We start from the raw sequence: 20,789 nt of genomic DNA, 5'->3' as shown, positions 1-20,789 counted from the left end.
GAAAGGGCCGCAAAGCGGCCCCGGCATCACGACGCCTGCGGCATTTCGCCCTTGGCCAGGCGACGGTTGATGTCGGCGATGACTTCGGGCAGCTCGTTGATGGTGTCGATCAGGTAGTGCGGGCGGGAGCTCTCGAACATCGCGTGGATACGCTTGCGCTCGCTTTCCAGCTTCTCGGCGCTCAGGGCGCGGTAACCTTCCCAGGTCAGGCCCAGGGCGTTGCCCGAGCACACCAGGGCAACGGTCCACATGCCGGCGCGACGGCCTTCGAGGATGCCCGGCACGGTGTCGTCGACTTTCACGCAAGCCGCCACATCGTCGATGCCCAGGGCGATCACGTTGGCCAGGGCCTGGGCCGGCCATGGACGGCCATTGGGGGTTTCGTCGGTGGCCACCACGTGGTCGGCGACATAGCCGTTCTGCTTGGCCAGTTCCACCACCTTGTCCATCACCACTTTCGGGTAGCCGGAGCAAGAGCCGATCTTCAGGCCGTCCTTGCGCAGGCCCGTGAGGGTGTCCAGGGCGCCGGGGATCAGCGCCGAGTGCACGGCGATCTTCTCGATCTGCAGCGGCATGAAGCGCTCATAGATGGCCGTGACATCGTCGTCGGTCGGCGTACGGCCGAACACCTTGCGGTAGCGCTCGGCGATTTCGGGCACATTGCACAGGGTGCGGATGTGATCCCACTTGCCCATGCCCATCGGGCCACGGGCTTCTTCGATGGACACCTGGACGTCGAACTCGGCGAAGGCCTCGACGAAGATCTGGGTCGGGGCGAAGGAGCCGAAGTCGACCACGGTGCCGGCCCAGTCGAGGATGGCGGCTTGCAGCTGGGTGGGGTTGCTGTAGTTCATGTGCGCGGTTTCCTGGAAATTCGGGTCGGTCGTTGAGTTAGATGTCCAGCACTTCCATTTCCCGCAGCACTTCGGCTACGGCGTCGACGGCAGCTTGCATGCCTTCGGCTCCCACCACGCCGATGCAGCCGACGCGGAAGGTTTCCACCTGGGTCAGCTTGCCCGGGTAGAGGATGAAGCCCTTGGCCTTGACCCGCTCGTAGAAGTCCTTGAACTGGTAGCGGGCGTCTTTGGGTGCATGGAAGGTGACGATGATCGGTGCCTGGATCTCGGCGGGCAGGAAGCTGCGCAGGCCGATCTTCGCCATGCCGTCGAGCAGGGTCTTGCAGTTATCGGCGTAGCGCTGGTGGCGCGCCGGCAAGCCGCCTTCCTCGTTGTATTGCACCAGGGCTTCGTGCAGGGCGGCGACCACGTGGGTCGGCGGGGTGAAGCGCCACTGGCCGGTCTTGGCCATGTACGCCTGCTGGTCCTGCAGGTCCATCGCCAGGGAATGGCTGTTGCCTTCGGCAGCGGCCAGGGCGTTCTTCTCGGCGAAGACGAAGCCCATGCCCGGCACACCCTCCAGGCACTTGCCGGAGGCAGCGATCAGGGCTTCGAACGGCACTTCGCTGGCATCGATCGGCAGGGCGCCGAAGGAACTCATGGCATCGATGACCAGGCGCTTGCCGTGGCGTTTGACCACCTGGGCGATCTCCGGCAGCGGGTTGAGGATGCCGGTGCTGGTTTCGCAGTGGATCAGCGCCACGTGGGTGACGGCGGGGTCGGCGGCCAGCAGGCGGTCGACATCGGCAGCGGTGGTCGGTTGGTCTTCGGCAGTCTCGAAGGTGCTGTAGGCACGGCCCAGGACCTTGCAGATCTTCGCCAGGCGCTGGCCATAGGCACCGTTGATCAATACCAGGACCTTGCCATCGCGCGGTACCAGGGTGCCGATGGCCGCTTCCACGGCGAAGGTGCCACTGCCTTGCAGCGGGACGCAGTGGTGGGTGGCGTTGCCGTTGACGATGGCCAGCAGTTGTTCGCACAGGCTGGCGGTCAGTTGGTTGAAGTCGCGGTCCCAGGAGCCCCAGTCCACCAGCATGGCTTGGCGGGTGCGGGAAGAGGTGGTCAGTGGGCCGGGGGTCAGCAGGATCGGGGCGTTGCTCATTCCGTTATTCCTCACAAGCGGTGGGCTGAAACTACGGGGCCTAAGTTGCAATTTGCCGCTCCATCAATCAAATTGTTTGTTGTTATGCCAGCCATAAGTCAGGCCGATAAATATGAACCTGTTCCAGCTGCGCGCCTTCGATGCGGTGGCCCGTGAAGGCAGCTTCACCCGTGCTGCAGAGCGCCTGTTCATCAGCCAGCCGGCGGTGACCGGGCATGTGAAGGCCCTTGAAGAGCACTACCAGATCACCTTGTTGCGACGCACCGCACGGCGGGTGGAACTGACCGAGGAGGGCACGCGCCTGTCGGCCATCACCCGGGCGATGTTCAGCCTGGCCGAGGAAGCCCAGGCCATGCTCGAGGCCAACCGGCAGTTGCTGACCGGGCGCCTGGAAGTGGCGGCGGACGGGCCCCACCGGGTGATGCCGATGCTGGGCATGCTGAGGGCGCGCTACCCGGGTATCACCGTCAACCTGCGCCTGGGCAACGCCCAGGAAACCCTGGCGGCGCTGGTGTCCGAGCATGCCGATGTGGCGGTGCTGACCGAGGTCGAACCGCGCAAAGGTCTGTACCTGCAAAGCCTGGGCGAGTCGCGTATCTGTGCATTGTTGCCAGTGGGCCACTCGTGGGCGATCGGCGAGGGGGACCTGCCCCTGGCGGAGCTGGACCGGCAGATCATGGTGTTGCGCGAGCCCAGTTCGATCACCCGGCGTACCTTCGACCAGGCCTGCGGCGAAGCCAAGGTGCAGCCTCGGGTGCTGCTGGAGCTGGACAGCCGTGAGGCGGTCACGGAGGCGGTGGCGGCGGAGCTGGGGATCGGTATCGTGTCGTCGATGGAGGTGGCCCATGACCCACGGGTGGTGGCGCGGCCGCTGGCGGGGGAAGGGTTGGTCAACCGGCACATGATCGGCTGCCTGGAGCGGCGCCGTGAGCTGCGGTTGATCCAGGCGTTCCTGGGGTTGGCGGCGAGCTTGTGAGCCTGTGCGGGCCCTATCGCGGGACGAGCCCGCTCCCACAGGTATGGACTGCCCTTAACGGCGGCGGTGCACCTGTGGGAGCGGGCTCGTCCCGCGATAGGGCCCGCACTGGTAAGATCGGGGCTGAATAAACACAGGCGCTGGACGGCCAATGAGCGACAAAGACACCATCTCCATGCAACTGGTGCGCGAGGCACTGCTGCAGACCTGCCCGGCCGGCCATCCCGATGCGCCCTTGCTGGCTCGCGCCGGGATCGACGCCGCCGAGCTCGAACAGCCTGACGCCCGGGTCACCGCCGAAGCCTACGCCCGGCTTTGGCGCCTGTTGGCCCGGCGTTGCAACGACGAATTCTTCGCCATGGACCCGCGTGGGCTGCGCACCGGCAGCCTGGCCTTCCTGTGCCGGGCGAGCATGGCGCAGCCGACCCTGGGGGCTGCCCTGGAGACTGCCACGGCGTTCCTTTCATTGATGCTCGAAGACCTGCAGCCGAGCCTGGTGCGCCAACAGAGCCTGGCCGAAATCGTCATCCATGAGCCCCGTGACGAGCCTCGACGCGCCTTTACCTACTTCACCTTCTGGATGATCGTCCATGGCGTGGCCTGCTGGCTGGCCGGGCGACGCATTCCGATCCTGGCCATCGACTTGCGCTGCGCCGAGCCGCCGTTCTGCGATGACTACCGGGTGATGTTCTCGGAAAACCTGCAGTTCGACCGGCCACGCACGCGCATGATCTTCGCCGCCGATTGCCTGGATGTACCCTTGCGCCGCACGCCTGAGGAACTGCAACGGTTCCTGGCCGAGGCGCCGGGCAATATCCTGGTCAAGTACCGCGACCCGGCCAGTCTGGCCCGGCGTATCCGCCAGGACCTGCTGGCGCTGGACCCAGCCGCCTGGCCCGATGCCGAAGCGCTCGCGCGCCAGCTGTGCCTGTCCGTCTCGACCCTGCGTCGCCGCCTGGCCGATGAAGGCCAGACCTACCAGGGGCTCAAGGACAGCGTGCGGCGTCAGCTGGCAATCGCATGGCTGGCCGATTGCGAGGTGGCCTTGGGTACCATTGCCGAGCGCCTGGGCTTTGCCGACAGCAGCTCGTTCTACAAGGCGTTTCGCAAGTGGTTCGGTTGCAACCCAGGGCATTATCGCGAGCTGATCGGAACGTCCGGCCTGGCCAGGGCTGCGCCCTAGGCGGATTTCCGTCTGTCGCGCAGGGCGGCTCATGGCCAAGGTGATGCCTTTCAACACGAAGGGCTCACCATGACAGCGCGCGACAACCCGTCCCTGGAGGCGGCAAGACAAGCGAAACTGGCCACGGCCACCGATGACTTCATCACCAAGCGACTGCCTGCCTGGCTAGCACAAGGCTCACCTGGCCAGATCAGCGCGCTACGGACGCATTACAAGGCTCTGAAGGCCAGCCAGGCCAAGGTGAGCAAGGCGACCGAGGCTCTGGTCGGGCTCGAGGCGTATGCAAAGGAAAAACTGCGCCCGCTGCTGCCTGCGACGCCGGCACCCGACCAGCTCCAGTGGCGCGAGATCCTGCCCAACCTGAAGGTTCCGTTGAGCACGGGTTGGTTGGATTACCAGGCCGATGAAAGTCGCCATCCCGGCCTGCTCAGGCTGATGCAGAACTTCACCGAGGACGCCCGGTTTTTCGACGGCAGTGGTTTGGTGGCCGAGGGTGAAGACATCGTGCTCACCCCTGACCTGCCCGCGCTGGTCCGGCAATGCCGCTCGCTGGACGCCGGTGCGGGCTACCAGGCGCTGCTGAACAAGGTATTCGACCCGGCCACATGCGCGGCTCTGGCTGCCGAAAAGCGCGCAGGGTTGAAACTGGCGGCCGCTGTCGCCGTGCTGGACGGGCGGCTGGGAAGCACCGTGCAGAAGGCCTTGGAACAGATAGTGGAGGCCACTGGCGAGCAAGGCGAGCAGACGCTCGCTTACCCTGGGCTGCTGACGGTGCTCGGGCAACCAGTGGCGGACGGGTTGCTGGTGCAGCTGCGCAACAGCCAGGGCGAAGATGTAGGGCAAATACTGTACCTGGGCGGCGACCTTGAACATGGCGTGCGTCATTACCCTTCCCCTAGGGCCTTGGATCAGGCCCTGGCCGAGGCACTCGAGCGCCCTGACTACCAACGATCGTTCAGTCGACGGATCGCGCTTGGTCAGCGGCCAGCATGGTTGGCACTGCTCAACGAGCGTCTGGCCGATGCCCAGCCCGATCTGCAGATCGAGGGCGAACCAGTGACGGGCGATGTGTTCGATGGCCTTGTGCAGCGTCAGGTCGAGCGCTTGAAAGCCGAGGCTCGCCTGCTGCTGGTACCGACCGCCGAGGTGGACCATCAGGCCAGCAAGGCCAGGCTTCAGGCCTGGAGGACGGCGGGGCTCGGGCTGGCCAACCTGGCCGGGTTGTTCATGCCCGCAGTCGGTGCGGTACTGCTGGGGCAGTTTGTCGTGCAGACATTGAACCATGTGTTCGAGGGGGCGCTGGACTGGCAGCGCGGGCACCAACACGAGGCACTCGAGCATATGCTCGGTGTTGCCGAAAACCTGGCTGTGGCCAGCGCGATGGCAGCCGGTTTCCAGGCCGTGGCCAGCGGCTTTGAACGCAGCGCCTTCGTCGATACCTTGGAGCCGGTCATTGTCGACGGCCAGAGGGCTCGGCTCTGGAACAACGACCTGAGTGTCTATGCATGTTCGCCAGGCGATTCCTTGCCAGCACCGGACGGGCTGTATGGTACGGGCGAGCGCCGCTGGTTGCGCAGGGGGCGGCAGTACTACGAGGTTCATCGGCCACTGGCGGAGGGGCCGTGGCGGTTGCGCCACCCCGAGCGTCCGGATGCATTTGGCCCGATCGTCGAGACCAATGGTGAACGAAGCTGGCGCCTGCGCCAGGACAACCCGCTGCAATGGAGCGACACTGCACGGATGCTGGACACCCTATGGCCCTTGGCTGAGCCTTTGGGCGCTGCACATGCCCAGCACATACTGCGCATCGCTGTCATGGAGCCGGCGCAGGTGCGTGGCTTGCTGGTGGAGGGCCAGCCCCTGCCAGTCCAGCTGCGTGACACCCTGCGACGCTTCGAGGCCCACCAGCGCATTGAGGCTTTTTTCGAACGGTTGCAGGCCGCAACCGCGGGCGAACCGCAGATCCAGGCGTGGTGCGAGGCTCAACCAGGTATGCAGGGGTTGGCTTCGGATGCCTTGCGTGAAAAGTTGTTGGCGGAACAGGCCGTGCTGCGCGACGGGCTGCTCGACTACTTGAGTCAGGAGGTGTTGGCCAACGATGACCTGCGTAACCTGTTGCAGCGGGACTTTCCCGGGTTACCGGATGCCTATGCCCAGGAAGCGATCCGTGACGTGCCGGCGCACCAGCGTCGTCTGGCGCTGCTCGAGGCCCGCGTGCCCCTGGCGCTGGCCCGCAAGGCGCGTGCCTTGCGGCAACAGGCGCGCCTGGCACGGGCCTTGGAAGGGGTCTACCTGAACCGTGCCGACAGCGACCTGTGCGGCGAGTTGGTGCTGGCGGTGCTCTCGCGCCTGCCCAACTGGCCACAGGCCGTGAACCTGGAGCTGCGCCAGGGGTCGGACACCGGCCCCCGTCTGGCGGTGATCGCCCCTCAGGGGCAGGAGCAAGCGCGCACCTTGCTGGTGCGACGGGCGGGAACGTTTCGCCTATACGATTACCGTGGGCGAGCGCTCGAAGAAGCGGTGGCCGAACCGGGCGGGATCTTTCAAGCGGTCGCTGCTGTGTTGACCCCCGCCCAAGCGACGCAGTTGGGGCTCGCGCACAACGACACGGCACAAGCACTGCGCCTGCGAGTCCAACAACATCTGCCCAGTACACGCAAGGCGCTGCTGAACCTGCTTGGTTGGCGAGAACAGGCGCCCTGGTCCAGCCCCCTTCGGCGCCAGGCTGATGGGCGACTCGGCTATCCGCTCAGTGGTCGTGCCGTGGTGCGCCGGGACGCCAGGGCCACCTTGCGTGGGCGTATCCGCAACCTGTATCCGCACTTCGACGATGAGCGGGTCCAGGCCTATCTTGCACGCTTGCTCGACCTGCCAGGGTCGCCGTTCGATGTGCTGCTCGCCCAAGAGAACAGCTATGCGCAGCTCGACGAGGCGCTGCATCGGTGGGCGTCGGCCGAGCAGAACGCACCCAGGCGAACCCTGCGCCAGCGCCTGGGCCAGCGGTTGCGCCAGGCCTGGCGTTTGCAGGCCGAGGAGGTGATCGGCGCAGACGGCCAACCGCGAGGCATGCGTCTGGACATGAGTGGTTTCGCCGTGCAGGTATTGCCTGCAATACCGGGAGAGGTCACGTTCGGTCATATCACAGAGCTGACGATGGCCGGCATGGACCTTGCCGCCGTATCCACGGAGTTCCTGCGCAGCTTCGGCTCCCTGCAGCGCCTTAGCCTGGCCGACAACCGTTTGCATCGCCTGCCCGACGGTGTCGCCTATCTGACCGAGCTGCGTACCCTGCAATTGGCACGTAATGGTATGCGGCTCGACCCGGCTGGTATCGCGATCCTGGCGGCGCTGCCCAGGCTCGAGGTGTTGGACTTGAGTTTCAACCCCCTGGGCGCCTTGAGCATGCGTTGGAATCATCTTTCAAGGTTGGACCAGTTGCGCCTGCGGCGTTGCCATCTGACTACCTGGCCGATGGGCCTCGAGCTATGCGAGCGCCTTAGCTATATCGATCTGCGTGACAACCAGATCGCCACTGTTCCGGACGATACCCTGCAGATGCCATTGGTGCACCGGGCGGCCTTCATCGTGGAAGGCAACCCGTTGCCAGGATCGCAGGTTGCGCGGCTGGTTGCGCTGGATATCGACCACCTGCCTCACCCTGCGGCGGCCGACCAGCCGGGGGCGCTGGCCGAAACCCGTGACCTATGGTTGCACGACAGTGAGGGGCATGTGCGACATGAACGTCGAGCACAGTGGGACAACCTGAGCTCCGCGCCCGACAGCGCCGGGTTGTTCCGATTGTTGGGCGAATTGCAGCGCACTGCGGATTTCCAGAGCGCCCGAGAGTACTTGAACGAACAGGTATGGTCTGTCTTGGCGTTCCTGGCGGACAACCCAGCGGCCCGCGCCCGTCTCTATGAATGGGCCAACCTGCCGCGCAGCTGCAGCGACAGCGTGGCGCGCCAGTTCAGTGACCTGCTGGTGCAGGTGCAGGTGATCCAGGCCGAGAGCCGCTCCGGTAGCGAAGACGCCGGCCGCGAGCTATTGAGCCTGGGGCGTCAGCTGTTCCGCCTGGACCAGCTGGAGCGTTTCGCCTCCCAGGATATCGCCCTGCGTATGACCGCCGGGAGGGTGGTCGATGCTATCGAAGTCAGCCTGTTCTATCGCGTGCGTCTGGCCGAGCCGCTGGGGCTGCCCGCGCAGCCGCGTTCAATGCGCTTCACCCATCTGGCCGATGTCAGCCAAGCGCAATTGCAGCATGCCCTGCGGACCGTCCAGGCAACGGAGACCCCCGGGGCCCTGGTCGAGAGCCTGAGTGCTCGCGCGTTCTGGCGTTCGTATCTGCAGGCGCGTCATCCGGATGCGTTCACTGCCATCGACGAGCACTACGCGCTGCGTGGCACCCAGCTCGATGAGCAACGAACCGCGCTGTCGAGCACGGTGTACACCCAACGCTGGAGCCGTTTGCAAAGCGAGCGTGAGTCGGCCGAGCAGGTCTTGGTCGAGCAACTGACCCACGAGGTCCTCGAGGCCCAGGCCGCGGAAAAGGGCTGAAGGCAGAGCGGCCAAACCGGTCATCCAGATTGACGCCTTTGGCCATTGCCGACCCGTAGGCGTGGCGCGACTATCGTCAGACCGATGGTGCACTCCAACAATAAGAAACCAGGAGTCTGACGATGCGTGATTACGCCGAAGCCGCCCGTTCGTTCGATTATTCCCAGGCTGTTCGAGGTGCGCTGCATGGCAACCTCGAGGCGCTCAATGCCTGCGTCGAATGTTGCGACCGCCATGTCGGCAGCGACCGGCCCGCGTTGGTCTGGGAGGACCGCGACGCACAGGGTGCTGTCTACAGCTTCGACCAATTGCAAATCCTGGCCAGCCGTTTCGCCAATGTGCTCAAAGGGCAGGGCGTCGGTGTCGGCGACCGGGTCGCCGGCCTGATGCCGCGTACGCCTGAGCTGCTGGTGACGATCCTTGCCACTTGGCGCCTGGGGGCGGTCTACCAGCCACTGTTCACGGCGTTCGGCCCCAAGGCGATCGAGCACCGTCTTGAGCAATCCCATGCCCGGGTGGTGGTCACGGATCGCCACAACCGCCCCAAACTGGACGAGGTGCAGGGCTGCCCGACGATCATCACCGTCGGTGCAACGGCCGGCGAGCTGGATTTCCACACCGCTGTCGACACTGCCGACGCTGACTGCGAGCCGGTGCTGCGCACAGGCGACGACCCGTTCCTGCTAATGTTCACCTCGGGCACCACAGGCCCCGCCAAGCCACTCGAGGTGCCACTGCGGGCCATCGTCGCGTTCCAGGGCTACATGCGCGATGCCATCGACCTGCGCCCGGAAGACAACTTCTGGAACCTGGCCGACCCTGGCTGGGCCTATGGCTTGTACTACGCGGTCACGGGGCCGTTGTCCCTGGGTCATGCCACCACGTTCTACGATGGCCCGTTCAGCGTCGAAACCTGCGCGCGGGTGATCGACAAGCATGGCATCAGCAACCTGGCCGGGTCGCCCACGGCCTATCGCCTGCTGATCGCTGCCGGCAGCGAGTTCTCGGCGCCGATCAAAGGCCGCCTGCGAGTCGTCAGCAGCGCCGGCGAGCCGCTCAACCCGGAGGTGATCCGTTGGTTCGCCGACGAGCTGGGCGTGACCATTCACGACCATTACGGCCAGACCGAACTGGGTATGGTGCTGTGCAATCACCACGCCCTGGCGCACCCGGTGCATCCCGGCTCGGCGGGTTTCGCCATTCCCGGCCACCGCATCGTGGTACTGGATGAGCAAGGCAATGAACTGCCGGCCGGGCAACCGGGGATCCTGGCGGTCGACCGCGAGCAATCGCCATTGTGCTGGTTCGGTGGCTACCACGGCCTGCCGACCAAGGCCTTCGTCGGCAAGTACTACCTGAGCGGCGACACCGTCGAGCTCAACACCGACGGCAGCATCAGCTTCGTCGGGCGCAGCGACGACGTGATCACCACATCTGGCTACCGGGTCGGGCCGTTCGATGTAGAAAGCGCGCTGATCGAACATCCCGCTGTGGTCGAGGCCGCCGTGATCGGCAAGCCCGACCCCGAGCGTACCGAGCTGATCAAGGCATTCGTGGTACTGGCCAAGGGCGTCGAAGGCAGCGTCGAACTGCAAGAAACCTTGCGCCAGCATGTACGCCAGCGCCTCTATGCCCATGCCTACCCCCGGGAAATCGAATTCGTCAGCGAGCTGCCCAAGACCCCGAGCGGCAAGCTGCAACGCTTCATCCTGCGCAATCAGGAAATCGCCCTACAACAAGCTGCACTGGCCGCTCGCGCCAGCGCCTGAAGGAACAACGCCATGTACATAGCCAACAAGCACTTCATCGTCAGCGGCGCCGCCTCCGGGCTCGGTGCTGCCACCGCGCAGATGCTGGTCGAAGCCGGCGCCAAGGTCATGCTGGTCGATCTCAATGCCGAGGCGGTCGCGGCCAAGGCCCACGAACTGGGCGAGCAGGCCCGCTTCGCCGTGGCCGACATCAGCGACGAGCAGGCCGCCCAGGCGGCGGTGCAGGCCGCCGTCAGTGCCTTCGGCAGCCTGCACGGGCTGGTCAACTGCGCTGGCATCGTCGGCGCCGAGAAGGTCCTGGGCAAACAAGGCCCCCATGGGCTGGCCAGTTTCGCCAAGGTCATCAACGTCAACCTGGTCGGCAGCTTCAACCTGCTGCGCCTGGCCGCCGCAGCCATGGCCGAGGGGCAGGCGGACGAAGGCGGCGAGCGTGGCGTGATCATCAACACCGCTTCCATCGCTGCCTACGACGGCCAAATCGGCCAGGCTGCCTATGCTGCCTCCAAAGGCGCCATCGCCAGCCTGACCTTGCCGGTAGCCCGTGAACTGGCACGTTTCGGTATCCGCGTCATGACCATCGCCCCGGGCATCTTCGAAACGCCCATGATGGCCGGCATGACCCAGGAGGTCCGCGATTCGCTGGCCGCCGGCGTGCCATTCCCGCCGCGCCTGGGGCGCCCGCAGGAATACGCAGCCCTGGCCCGCCATATCATCGAGAACAGCATGCTCAACGGCGAGGTGATCCGCCTCGACGGTGCCCTGCGCATGGCTGCCAAGTAAGGAGAACCGCACATGACTCTCGCCAACGACCCGATCGTCATCGTCAGCGCCGTGCGCACGCCCATGGGTGGCCTGCAGGGCGACCTCAAGAGCCTGACCGCACCGCAGCTGGGCGCTGCCGCCATTCGTGCAGCGGTCGAGCGCGCCGGTATCGCCAGCGACAGCGTCGAGCAGGTGCTGTTCGGTTGCGTGCTGCCGGCTGGGCTCGGCCAGGCGCCGGCCCGCCAAGCCGCCCTGGGGGCAGGCCTGGACAAGCACACCACCTGCACCACCTTGAACAAAATGTGCGGCTCGGGCATGCAGGCGGCGATCATGGCCCAGGACCTGCTGCTGGCCGGCAGCGCCGAGGTGGTGGTGGCCGGTGGCATGGAAAGCATGACCAATGCCCCGTACTTGCTGGACAAGGCTCGCGGCGGCTACCGCATGGGCCACGGCAAGATCATTGACCACATGTTCATGGACGGCCTGGAAGACGCCTACGACAAGGGGCGCCTGATGGGCACCTTCGCTGAGGATTGCGCCCAGGCCAATGGGTTCAGCCGCGAGGCCCAGGACCAGTTCGCCATCGCCTCGCTGACCCGCGCCCAGGACGCTATCAAGAACGGCCGCTTCGCCGCCGAGATCGTGCCGCTGGAAGTCACCGAGGGCAAGCAGACGCGCCTGATCCGTGACGATGAGCAACCGCCCAAGGCGCGCCTGGACAAGATCGCGCAACTGCGCCCGGCGTTCCGCGAAGGCGGTACGGTGACCGCCGCCAACTCCAGCTCCATCTCCGACGGCGCCGCCGCGTTGGTGCTGATGCGCCGCAGCGAAGCCGAAAAACGTGGCCTCAAACCCTTGGCGGTGATCCACGGCCATGCGGCCTTCGCCGATACGCCGTCGCTGTTCCCCACCGCGCCGATCGGCGCCATCGACAAGCTGCTCAAACGCACCGGCTGGAACCTGGCCGAGGTGGACCTGTTCGAGATCAACGAAGCCTTCGCGGTGGTCACCTTGGCGGCCATGAAGCACCTGGACCTGCCCCACGAGAAGGTCAACATCCATGGCGGCGCTTGCGCCCTGGGCCACCCGATCGGCGCGTCCGGCGCACGGATCCTGGTGACCCTGCTGTCGGCCCTGCGCCAGAACAACCTGCGCCGTGGCGTGGCGGCCATCTGCATCGGCGGTGGCGAGGCCACGGCCATGGCCATCGAATGCCTGTACTGAGGTGAGCCATGCTGGTAACTGACGAGCAACAACAGATCGCCGACGCGGTCCGCTCATTCGCGCAAGAGCGCCTGAAACCCTTTGCCGAGCAGTGGGACAAGGAACACCGCTTCCCCCGCGAGGCCATCGCCGAGATGGCTGACCTGGGCCTGTTCGGCATGCTGGTGCCAGAGCAGTGGGGGGGCAGCGACACGGGCTACGTGGCCTATGCCATGGCCCTGGAGGAAATCGCCGCTGGGGACGGGGCATGCTCGACCATCATGAGCGTGCACAACTCGGTGGGCTGCGTGCCGATCCTGCGCTTTGGCAACGAGCAGCAGAAGGCGCAGTTCCTCATGCCGCTGGCCAGCGGCCAGATGCTCGGGGCGTTCGCCCTGACCGAGCCCCAGGCCGGCTCCGACGCCAGCAGCCTGAAGACCCGGGCGCGCCGCGATGGTGACCACTATGTGCTCAGCGGCAGCAAGCAGTTCATCACCTCCGGGCAGAACGCCGGGGTGGTGATCGTCTTTGCCGTGACCGACCCTGAAGCCGGCAAGCGTGGCATCAGTGCTTTCATCGTGCCCACCGACTCACCGGGTTACCAGGTGGCGCGGGTCGAGGACAAGCTGGGCCAGCATGCCTCCGATACCTGCCAGATCGTGTTCGACAACGTGCGCGTGCCGGTGGCCAACCGCCTGGGTGAGGAGGGCGAAGGCTACAAGATCGCCCTGGCCAACCTGGAAGGCGGGCGTATCGGCATCGCCGCCCAGTCGGTGGGCATGGCTCGCGCGGCGTTCGAGGTGGCACGCGACTATGCCAATGAGCGCCAGAGCTTCGGCAAGCCCCTGATCGAACACCAGGCGGTGGCCTTCCGCCTGGCCGACATGGCCACGCGCATCGCCGTGGCCCGGCAGATGGTGCTGCATGCCGCGGCCCTGCGCGATGCTGGTCGCCCGGCATTGGTGGAGGCGTCCATGGCGAAGCTTTTCGCCTCGGAAATGGCCGAAAAGGTCTGTTCGGACGCCTTGCAGACGCTCGGCGGATATGGCTATCTGAGTGACTTCCCGCTGGAGCGGATCTACCGCGACGTTCGGGTTTGCCAGATCTACGAAGGCACCAGCGACATTCAGCGCATGGTCATTGCGCGCAATCTTTGAAGGAGCAGTCTGCATGGCATTCGAAACCATCCTGTTGGACATCCACGGCAAGGTCGGCCTGATCACCCTCAACCGCCCGCAGGCGCTCAACGCCTTGAACGCGCAGATCGTCGGCGAGATCAACCAGGCCCTGGACCAGCTCGAGCGAGACCCGAACATCGGCTGCGTGGTGCTCACCGGCTCCGCCAAGGCCTTCGCCGCAGGTGCCGACATCAAGGAAATGGCCGAGCTCAAGTACCCACAGATCTACGTAGAGGACCTGTTCAGCGACGCCGACCGCATCGCCAACCGCCGCAAGCCGATCATCGCCGCGGTGTCCGGCTTCGCCCTGGGCGGTGGTTGCGAACTGGCGATGATGTGCGACTTCATCCTGGCCGCGGACAACGCCAAGTTCGGCCAGCCGGAGATCAACCTGGGCGTGCTGCCGGGCATGGGCGGTACCCAGCGCTTGACCCGCGCGGTGGGCAAGGCCAAGGCCATGGAGCTGTGCCTGACCGGGCGCCTGATGGGCGCCGAAGAGGCCGAGCGCGCTGGCCTGGTGGCCCGCGTGGTGCCACAGGCCGAGCTGCTCGAGGAGGCCCTGAAGGTCGCCGCGACCATCGCCAGCAAGTCGATCCCGGTGAGCATGATGGTCAAGGAAAGTGTCAACCGCGCCTTCGAAGTTACCTTGAGCGAAGGCGTGCGCTTCGAGCGTCGGGTGTTCCACGCGGCGTTCGCCACCGAGGACCAGAAAGAGGGCATGGCCGCCTTCATCGCCAAGCGTGAGGCGCAGTTCAAGGATCGTTGAGGCAGACGGGGCGCCAGTGGGCGCCCCGGTCGTTCTACACCGTGAAGAAATAGTGCTGGGCATCGGTGAAGGGGATTGGGCTGCGGTACACGCTCACCGTCTGGCCGGTATCCGGGTCGACGCTCGTCTGGCCCTTGGCATAGCGTTGGCTCGCCAGTTTCAGATGGCCGGCGGTGAACGCCTCCTTGCTGGCCACCATGGAGCGGTAGTGGAAGTGAGCCACCCAGATGAGCTTTTGCTCGTGGTAGATCCCATACTCGTCCAGGTAGTTGTCCGGCCTGCCCTTGACCTTGGCCATGGCGGTGCGTGGCTGCTGAGGGCGAACCTCGACCACACTTTGGTCGATCAACAGGCGCAATTCCTGCATCCTGGGTTTTTGCCTGAGGGCCGCGGCAATGCGCAATGAGCGTGCATGCGCAGTGACCTCGGCGCTGAGGTCCTCCAAGGCCTTGACCACCTGGGCGGCGTCGTCGGAGCCGCTGGTTTCGTCGGTGCTGTTATCGGCGGTCAGGCGCCGTTCGATGTCTTCTCTCAGTCCGCCCAGCGTCTGGCTCTGATGCTGCAGCAGCTCTTCGATCTCGACAGGCAGGTAGCGGGTCAGCGAATGTTCGCCAAAACCACGCATGGCCGCACGGGCCGAGGCCATGCGTGCGCGAGCGGCCTTGAGCAGGTGCTTGAGCTTGCCTGGCGCTGCAGCCCTGGGGGGTGGGGAAGGTGGCTGTACCAGCACCCAGCGTTGGTTCTCCAGCTTGTAGCTGCGGGTCGCGCTGATCTGGTCGGGGGCCTGTACGTCGACGATGCTTTCGTCGTCGGCCCTGACTTGGCCCAGCAGTACCCCTTGGTCCTGGGTTTCGATCAGGCCGGGTAGTTGTGCCCGCAATTGGTTGATCGTGCTGTTGGGTGTGAACGCGGGCCGTTCCTCGGCCTGTTGGCGGATATCGTTGGCGAGCACGTCAAGGTCCTGCTTGATCAGGGGGAACACCTGCAGGTCGCCGGCCGGTCCCAGGTGGTGGCGCAAATTGTCCAGTTGGCGGAGCGCTGAACTCACCTGCTGTTCCATGCTCGCCAACAACCGAACCGCAACCTCGTCGTCGATAGTTTCAAGGTCCGAGAATTTCAGGCGTTGGACGACCGCAAGCTCCAGGTTGGTCCAGTAGCGCTCAAGCCAGTAGCCGCCTTCATCGTCCAGTTGCTCGAGCAGGATCAGGCGATTGGTACAGGCTTCCAGGCGGTTGAAGCGCCAGGCCAAGGGCGAGGAGGGCGTTTCGTAGCCTTGCTGGGCTTGCGCCAGGTATTCGTTGATCTTCGGCTGTGAGCGGCTGGCCAGACGCTTGAGCTGGTCGAGCGCGTCGGTCACGGTCTGGCTGTGCGCGATCAACGCGTCCAGCAGGGGTAGAAGGCTGTCCACGCGACGGGTTATCGCCTGTTGGTCGCTTTCGGTCAGGGTATAGCCCTCGTGCTGGCGCTTGATCATTTCTTGTATTTGCAGGCGCTGGGGATCGTGCAAGCGACGCAGTGTGGCAAGAATCGAGTGCTCGCAGCGTATCCGGCGGCCCAGCGCGTGGGCGCGGCTGATCTTGTAGTTTCTCAAGGGCTGTCGCTCGTTGCGCTCGGCCAGGCGCTTGAGATGCTGCTCCCAGAAGGTTGAAAACGCCTGTGCTTTTTCAAGGTAGTTACGCAGGATGGGCTCAGCGGTGCTGTTGTTGGCCACTTGCGAAGCCTTGTCCAGGTAGGCTTGCTGCTGGTTGCTGTAGACCACGTCGTCGGCGATGGCTTTGTCGAGCGCAGCCAGCGCCTGTTGATTGGCCTGTTTCATTTCCGCCAGGCGGCTGCTCAAGGGCATGCCGCCCCGCAAGCGCAGGCGCAGGTCGAGCTGCCAGCGCCCGGCTTCGTCCCGGAACAACCAAGGCCCGGCCGGCTTGCTCTGGTCGCGATCGACGATGCGCGGTCGTTGTTGCTGCGTGTCGTAGGCGACCTGGTAGACGTGGCCGTCAACCACCGCCCAGCTTTTGTCGTCGTGCAGGTACAGCCCGCGCCACGGGCCGTTGGGGATGGCCGTGCCCAATTGAGAGGGGTGCAGCCTGGCGCGCAGGTTTGCCAAGGCCTCGCGCTGCGCAGGGGCAAGGGTACGGGAAGCGTTCGCCCAGGCAGGCTCCAGGAGGGGCTCGGCTTCGGCGAGCACCACCGAAGGTATGCTCGCGCTTTCGCCTGGCGCCTGGACTTGGGCGGCATCGAGGCGGGGGGTGACAGGGCGTAGACGCTCGATCTTGCTCCAGGCGTGGACGCAGAGCAGCGAGGCGATGTTGAACAACAAGTCGATCAGCGCTGCGATACGGTCAGTGCGGGGCTGCCCCTTTTCCGGGGCCAGCACCGATAACAGGTCGGTTTCCATCTGAAACACCCACCCTGCGGCGGCCACCGGTTTGGGCGCGAAGGGCAGAACGGTGTTCAGCAGCAGCCAGCCAACCTGCTTCCAGCGCTCCCAGCGCGCTTGTTCAGTGCTATACGCGTGCTGCTGGAAATCGCTGATGACTTCCTCGATACAGCCGCGGTAAACCGCCTGCGCGGGGTTGTCCAGGGGAGGCTCCAGCGACAGCGTGACTGGTGCTGGCGAGCCGAACGGGACGGCCCAGTCGTCTTCCAATGGGTGGAACAGGTGCGGTTCCTGGAAGCCGCCGTGGGCGTAGACCTTACGGTCCTGTTCGGGCAATCGCTGCAGCAGGTCGTCCTGCAATGGCCCAGGTGTGGCCACTGCATCCAGCAGGGCGTGGCGGTCGGCGAACTCCAGGAGGGGGGTGGCATGCAATGGACGATAGAGCAGGCAGGTTCGCCCGTGGGGTTGGCGCGCTTCGAGCAGCCAGACGTTCGTGGGGTAGTCCGGCGTGGCGTCCAACGTGCGCAACAGGCCAAAGGCACGCACGATGCAGCCACGTGGATCGTCCGGTATACCGGCGAAGGCCTGGCCAACGCTTCGCACAGCATCTTCGCTGATGCCCTTGCCCCGCATGTGCAGCTCCATGGCCAGCGCAGGCAATTGGCTGTGCAGTTGGCCACACAACAGCCGGGCACGGCGTTGCAGCTGGGCCGGGTCATCGAGCAAGGTGGCCCGCAGCATGGCGGGGTAGCGTTTGCCCACGTCCGCTTCGGTGATCAACTGGCGCAGGTAGCTTTCGTTCAGCCAATCGGGTACCGAGTGGCCACGGGTGGATTCGAGCTCGACCTTGCCCGGGCGCAACAGGCCGAGGTTGGCGACCGCCAGCTGGGCCAAGGTGAACCGCTGGGGCTGGATGTCGCCAGTGCTGACCAGGCTGTCCTGGACGGGTATGGCGACCGCAGTGACCTGCCGGTTGACCACGTGGATAGCGGCCAGGTCTACCTTGGCCTGGGGATGGTCACGTTGGATCAGGCGCTGGAGGCTGTCGTAGGCGAATGCGCTGGCATCCTGCACGCCTTCGAGCCAGTGGGCTGCGCCTTGGGCTTCATAGGTTCGCGCCACGTCCATTAGCAGCAGGCTGTAGCGACTCAACGACTCGGGGTCGGCATCGCGCAGCCAGTCGGGCAGGCGTTTGGCCAGCGACTCATGCAGCGTGGTTTCATCGACATTGCACAGCCCCTGCATCGAGGTCATGCGCTGCATGACGATAACGGCCTTGAGCGGGCTGTCGAATTCGGCAAGCAGCGAAAGGGTTGGGTACACCCCTTGGAGTTGTTGCAGCAACAAGCCGAGGGCCTGGGCGTCGAACGGAGGGAGCGCCAGCGGTTCGAGGTGGGCGTGTGGCTGAACCGCGGCCAACGGTTGCGGCCAGCGTCTGCCGATCATGGCCAGCAAGTGTTGGCGGGAACGGTATGGGATGAGCCTGCCGGTGGGCGTATACAGCAGGGCGACATGTGCTTGCTCCTGTTGGCCGGTACGCTCGATCAACAGGGCGCTGGCCAGGTCAGGGTCCAGCTGCCAGTTGGTCAACAGGTCGACACGCAGGTTATGGACCTCCATGCCCGGTTCGGTGCCTGGTGCCGAGGCTTGATGGTCCTGGAGCCACTGGGCCACGCTCAGGGCGCTGGCGGGCAAGGTCCCTTGCTGGCGATGTTCGGTGACCAGGCGCTCGAACTGCTGGCGCAGGTAGTCGCTGAGCCATTGCCACGGGGATTGCCCGGTGGTATCGGTTTCGTTCCAGAAGTCGATGAGGGCGCGGCGGTATTGGTCCATGACCCATGGTCCGCAGGCATTGATGAGTAGTTCGATGCGGTGCAGGTCGATCTCCACGGGGGTGGCAGGGTCAACGTCCGAGGTGCTGGACAGGTAGGCCTCCTGGGGCGTCAGGTTCAGCGTCCTGCGGCGATGCAGGCGCTCGATCAGCACTTCGTACAACGGGCTGACGTCGGGCTGGGTACCCGCCGGGCCCTGGCGCACCAGGTACAACGTCAGAGGGTCGATCTGAGCTGGCAATCCATGCGCCTGCCAGTACTGCGTCAGTATGTCTGCCGCGACATCGAGTAGCGTGGGGCGCGCGGCGAATCGGTTGGCGACCTGGCATTGCAGGCCCGTGTTGCGAGGACGTCGAGATAAGGCGTTCATCGTGGCATTCCTGGTTCAAAGGCAGCCAGAAAGCCAGAGGGCCATCGTGCCGTGTCGTTAGCCGGTTACCGCCTCCAGTACGGCACGGACGATACCTGCCGGTGGGCGGAATCTACGGCAATTGAGGCAAATTCCCTTGTCAATGGTGTTGCCCCGTGCGGCGTGCCGCCTTAGACTGCCGCCCCCTGTAAAAAAGTGCCGGTTGGCGCTTGAAGAATTCCGTTGCCGACGAGGTATCGTCGGCAACATCGAATCGCCCAAATGCACATATTTTCATAGAGAAATCGATGACCAAGGAACAGTTGCTGGCCATGCCGGCCGATGACTACATGAACGCTGAACAGCTGGCATTCTTCACCGAGCTGCTGCAGGCGATGAAAGTCGAAACCCACGAGCGCATCGAGCTGAGCCGCAACACCATCGAAAGCCTGGATACTCCATCGGATCCGGCTGACGTCGCGTCGGTGGAGGAAGAGCGCCACTGGTTGGTCAACGCCATCGAGCGTGACCAGCGTCTGCTGCCGCAGCTGGAAATGGCCCTGGGCCGTATCGCTGACGAAAGCTTCGGTTGGTGCGATGACAGCGGCGAACCGATTGGCCTGCAGCGCCTGTTGATCAGCCCGACTACCAAATACTGCATCGAGGCCCAGGAGCGCCACGAACAGCTCGACCGCCACCAGCGCCAGGTCTGATCGTCACGGTTTCCAGAGGCCCCACGGAGCAATCCCTGGGGCTTTTTGCGTTTCTTTGTCCTGACGGCAACTCTCTGTTCTGGCCTCCTTCAACAGCAAGAAATGCGCTGGCCCTCTCGACGGATTTCAGTCTTTTCGTGCATATTCTTCCCCTGTAATGTGCTGATGGATATCGAGGCCCGTTCTGCCGAGGGCCGGCGCTATCTGTTGCATCTTTTCCTGCAATTTTGTTGTCAGACATTACGTTCCTTGTAGGGAATACTGCCGAAAAGCCGTCTTGAGGTCTTGGCTGGCAAGCTTGAGTAATACTTCCTGCCTGCCGCATCGCCTACCTGTACAGACGTTTCGCGCATCGCTTGATTAGTCTTTCAGACATCGACTTGAAATGATCGCGCCCCCACGTATTGGGTTGGGGTGCCTGTAACCGGTTCGAGGAATTTTTCATTGGCAGTCAGTACTCTGGATACCCACGCGTTGTTCGCCCTGGGCGATTTGCGGGCCAAATTGGCCAAGCTGTTTCAAGGGCGTTTCATCTATGTCACCGAACAGAACCCCGATGGCCTGTACATGGCCGAGATCGACACCGATGACGCCTTGGTGGTCGATAACAAACAACACCTGGAATTGAAGGTCGGCGACCACTTTCGCGCTGCGGTATTGCCCAGTCGCGAGGGTGGCAAGCTGGAGCTGCGCTTTCGCGATATCAAGCTGAACGTCTATGGCGTTGGCGATTACGCCTTCGTCTCGGTGCCGGAAGGTGAAGGCATCGTGTTTCGCGAGGGCCATGGCGTGATGCTGGTGTTCGCCGCCCAGCAACAGGTGCAGGAAGGCCTGGGCAAGCTGCTCAAGGCGGTGACCGGCAAGGTCGCCAAATGGCGCAAGGGCGAACTGACCACTTTCAAGGCCAGCGAATGAGCGACAAGGCGCCCACCGGTAGAGCGCACTTTCACCACCAACACCAGGCCCAGGCCGTGGCGCAGGCCGAGCGCCTGCTGGCCAGGCGTGAGGCGCTGGGGGCCGGCTGGTTGGCCTGGGTGGCAGGTGAGTTGTACCAGCTCAGCCCGCCCGAGTTCGCCGCCATGGTGCGGCGGGAGCTGCAACGCCTGACCCAGGGCTGAGGTATACCTGGCTT

The 20,789-nt window shown here is 64.7% G+C and carries 14 protein-coding genes; 11 read left to right on the top strand and 3 right to left on the bottom strand.

Going from position 1 to position 20,789, the window contains the following annotated elements; genetic code table 11:
- Positions 1-26: 26 nt before the first annotated feature.
- Together phnX and K8374_RS15445 are read right to left on the bottom strand one after the other, a co-directional pair.
- The gene (gene phnX, locus K8374_RS15450) at positions 27-854 is read right to left on the bottom strand and encodes a phosphonoacetaldehyde hydrolase (RefSeq protein WP_084854712.1); all 828 of its coding nucleotides are present in this window, start codon (positions 852-854) and stop codon (positions 27-29) included.
- Positions 855-891: 37 nt separating this feature from the next.
- On the bottom strand, positions 892-1,998 hold the full coding sequence (locus K8374_RS15445) for a 2-aminoethylphosphonate--pyruvate transaminase (protein ID WP_084854713.1): 1,107 nt from the start codon (positions 1,996-1,998) through the stop codon (positions 892-894).
- A 112-nt stretch (positions 1,999-2,110) separates the two neighbouring features.
- Here K8374_RS15445 and K8374_RS15440 point away from each other — a divergent pair, with 112 nt between their 5' ends.
- From K8374_RS15440 to K8374_RS15405, 8 genes are all read left to right on the top strand, one after another.
- Positions 2,111-2,974, top strand: a complete 864-nt coding sequence (locus tag K8374_RS15440; RefSeq protein WP_224456287.1) for a LysR substrate-binding domain-containing protein — start codon at positions 2,111-2,113, stop codon at positions 2,972-2,974.
- A gap of 151 nt (positions 2,975-3,125) precedes the next feature.
- Entirely contained in the window at positions 3,126-4,157 is a 1,032-nt protein-coding gene (locus K8374_RS15435; protein ID WP_224456286.1) for an AraC family transcriptional regulator, read from the top strand.
- Between the two features lie 69 nt (positions 4,158-4,226).
- Complete coding sequence (locus K8374_RS15430; protein ID WP_224456285.1) at positions 4,227-8,711, top strand: NEL-type E3 ubiquitin ligase domain-containing protein; 4,485 nt, start codon at positions 4,227-4,229, stop codon at positions 8,709-8,711.
- A 122-nt stretch (positions 8,712-8,833) separates the two neighbouring features.
- The gene (locus K8374_RS15425) at positions 8,834-10,480 is read left to right on the top strand and encodes an AMP-binding protein (RefSeq protein ID WP_224456284.1); all 1,647 of its coding nucleotides are present in this window, start codon (positions 8,834-8,836) and stop codon (positions 10,478-10,480) included.
- Positions 10,481-10,492: 12 nt separating this feature from the next.
- Entirely contained in the window at positions 10,493-11,260 is a 768-nt protein-coding gene (locus tag K8374_RS15420; protein ID WP_224456283.1) for an SDR family NAD(P)-dependent oxidoreductase, read from the top strand.
- A gap of 12 nt (positions 11,261-11,272) precedes the next feature.
- Positions 11,273-12,466, top strand: coding sequence for an acetyl-CoA C-acyltransferase (locus tag K8374_RS15415; RefSeq protein ID WP_224456282.1), 1,194 nt, complete (start codon positions 11,273-11,275; stop codon positions 12,464-12,466).
- An 8-nt stretch (positions 12,467-12,474) separates the two neighbouring features.
- Positions 12,475-13,602: an acyl-CoA dehydrogenase gene (locus K8374_RS15410; RefSeq protein WP_224456281.1), complete on the top strand. Its 1,128-nt coding sequence runs from the start codon at positions 12,475-12,477 to the stop codon at positions 13,600-13,602.
- 13 nt (positions 13,603-13,615) lie between these two features.
- Positions 13,616-14,389 (top strand): enoyl-CoA hydratase, encoded by a 774-nt coding sequence (locus K8374_RS15405; protein WP_043213863.1) that lies wholly within the window; start codon positions 13,616-13,618, stop codon positions 14,387-14,389.
- Positions 14,390-14,423: 34 nt separating this feature from the next.
- Here K8374_RS15405 and K8374_RS15400 read toward each other — a convergent pair whose 3' ends face one another.
- Positions 14,424-18,965, bottom strand: coding sequence for a dermonecrotic toxin domain-containing protein (locus K8374_RS15400; protein ID WP_224456280.1), 4,542 nt, complete (start codon positions 18,963-18,965; stop codon positions 14,424-14,426).
- Between the two features lie 287 nt (positions 18,966-19,252).
- Between K8374_RS15400 and K8374_RS15395 the strand changes: the two genes are divergently transcribed.
- The 3 genes from K8374_RS15395 to K8374_RS15385 all read left to right on the top strand — a co-directional run bounded on the left by K8374_RS15395 (position 19,253) and on the right by K8374_RS15385 (position 20,775).
- Entirely contained in the window at positions 19,253-19,657 is a 405-nt protein-coding gene (locus tag K8374_RS15395; RefSeq protein ID WP_084854722.1) for a TraR/DksA family transcriptional regulator, read from the top strand.
- Positions 19,658-20,101: 444 nt separating this feature from the next.
- On the top strand, positions 20,102-20,572 hold the full coding sequence (locus K8374_RS15390) for a hypothetical protein (protein ID WP_084854723.1): 471 nt from the start codon (positions 20,102-20,104) through the stop codon (positions 20,570-20,572).
- Positions 20,569-20,775 (top strand): hypothetical protein, encoded by a 207-nt coding sequence (locus tag K8374_RS15385; protein WP_224456279.1) that lies wholly within the window; start codon positions 20,569-20,571, stop codon positions 20,773-20,775. The genes K8374_RS15390 and K8374_RS15385 overlap by 4 nt, the downstream gene beginning before the upstream one ends.
- Positions 20,776-20,789 lie beyond the last annotated feature (14 nt).

This window comes from Pseudomonas sp. p1(2021b) (assembly GCF_020151015.1).
In the GTDB taxonomy this organism is placed as follows: domain Bacteria; phylum Pseudomonadota; class Gammaproteobacteria; order Pseudomonadales; family Pseudomonadaceae; genus Aquipseudomonas; species Aquipseudomonas putida_K.
The sequence above is the reverse complement of the archived record's forward strand: the minus strand, read 5'-3'. Positions and strand labels throughout refer to the sequence as shown.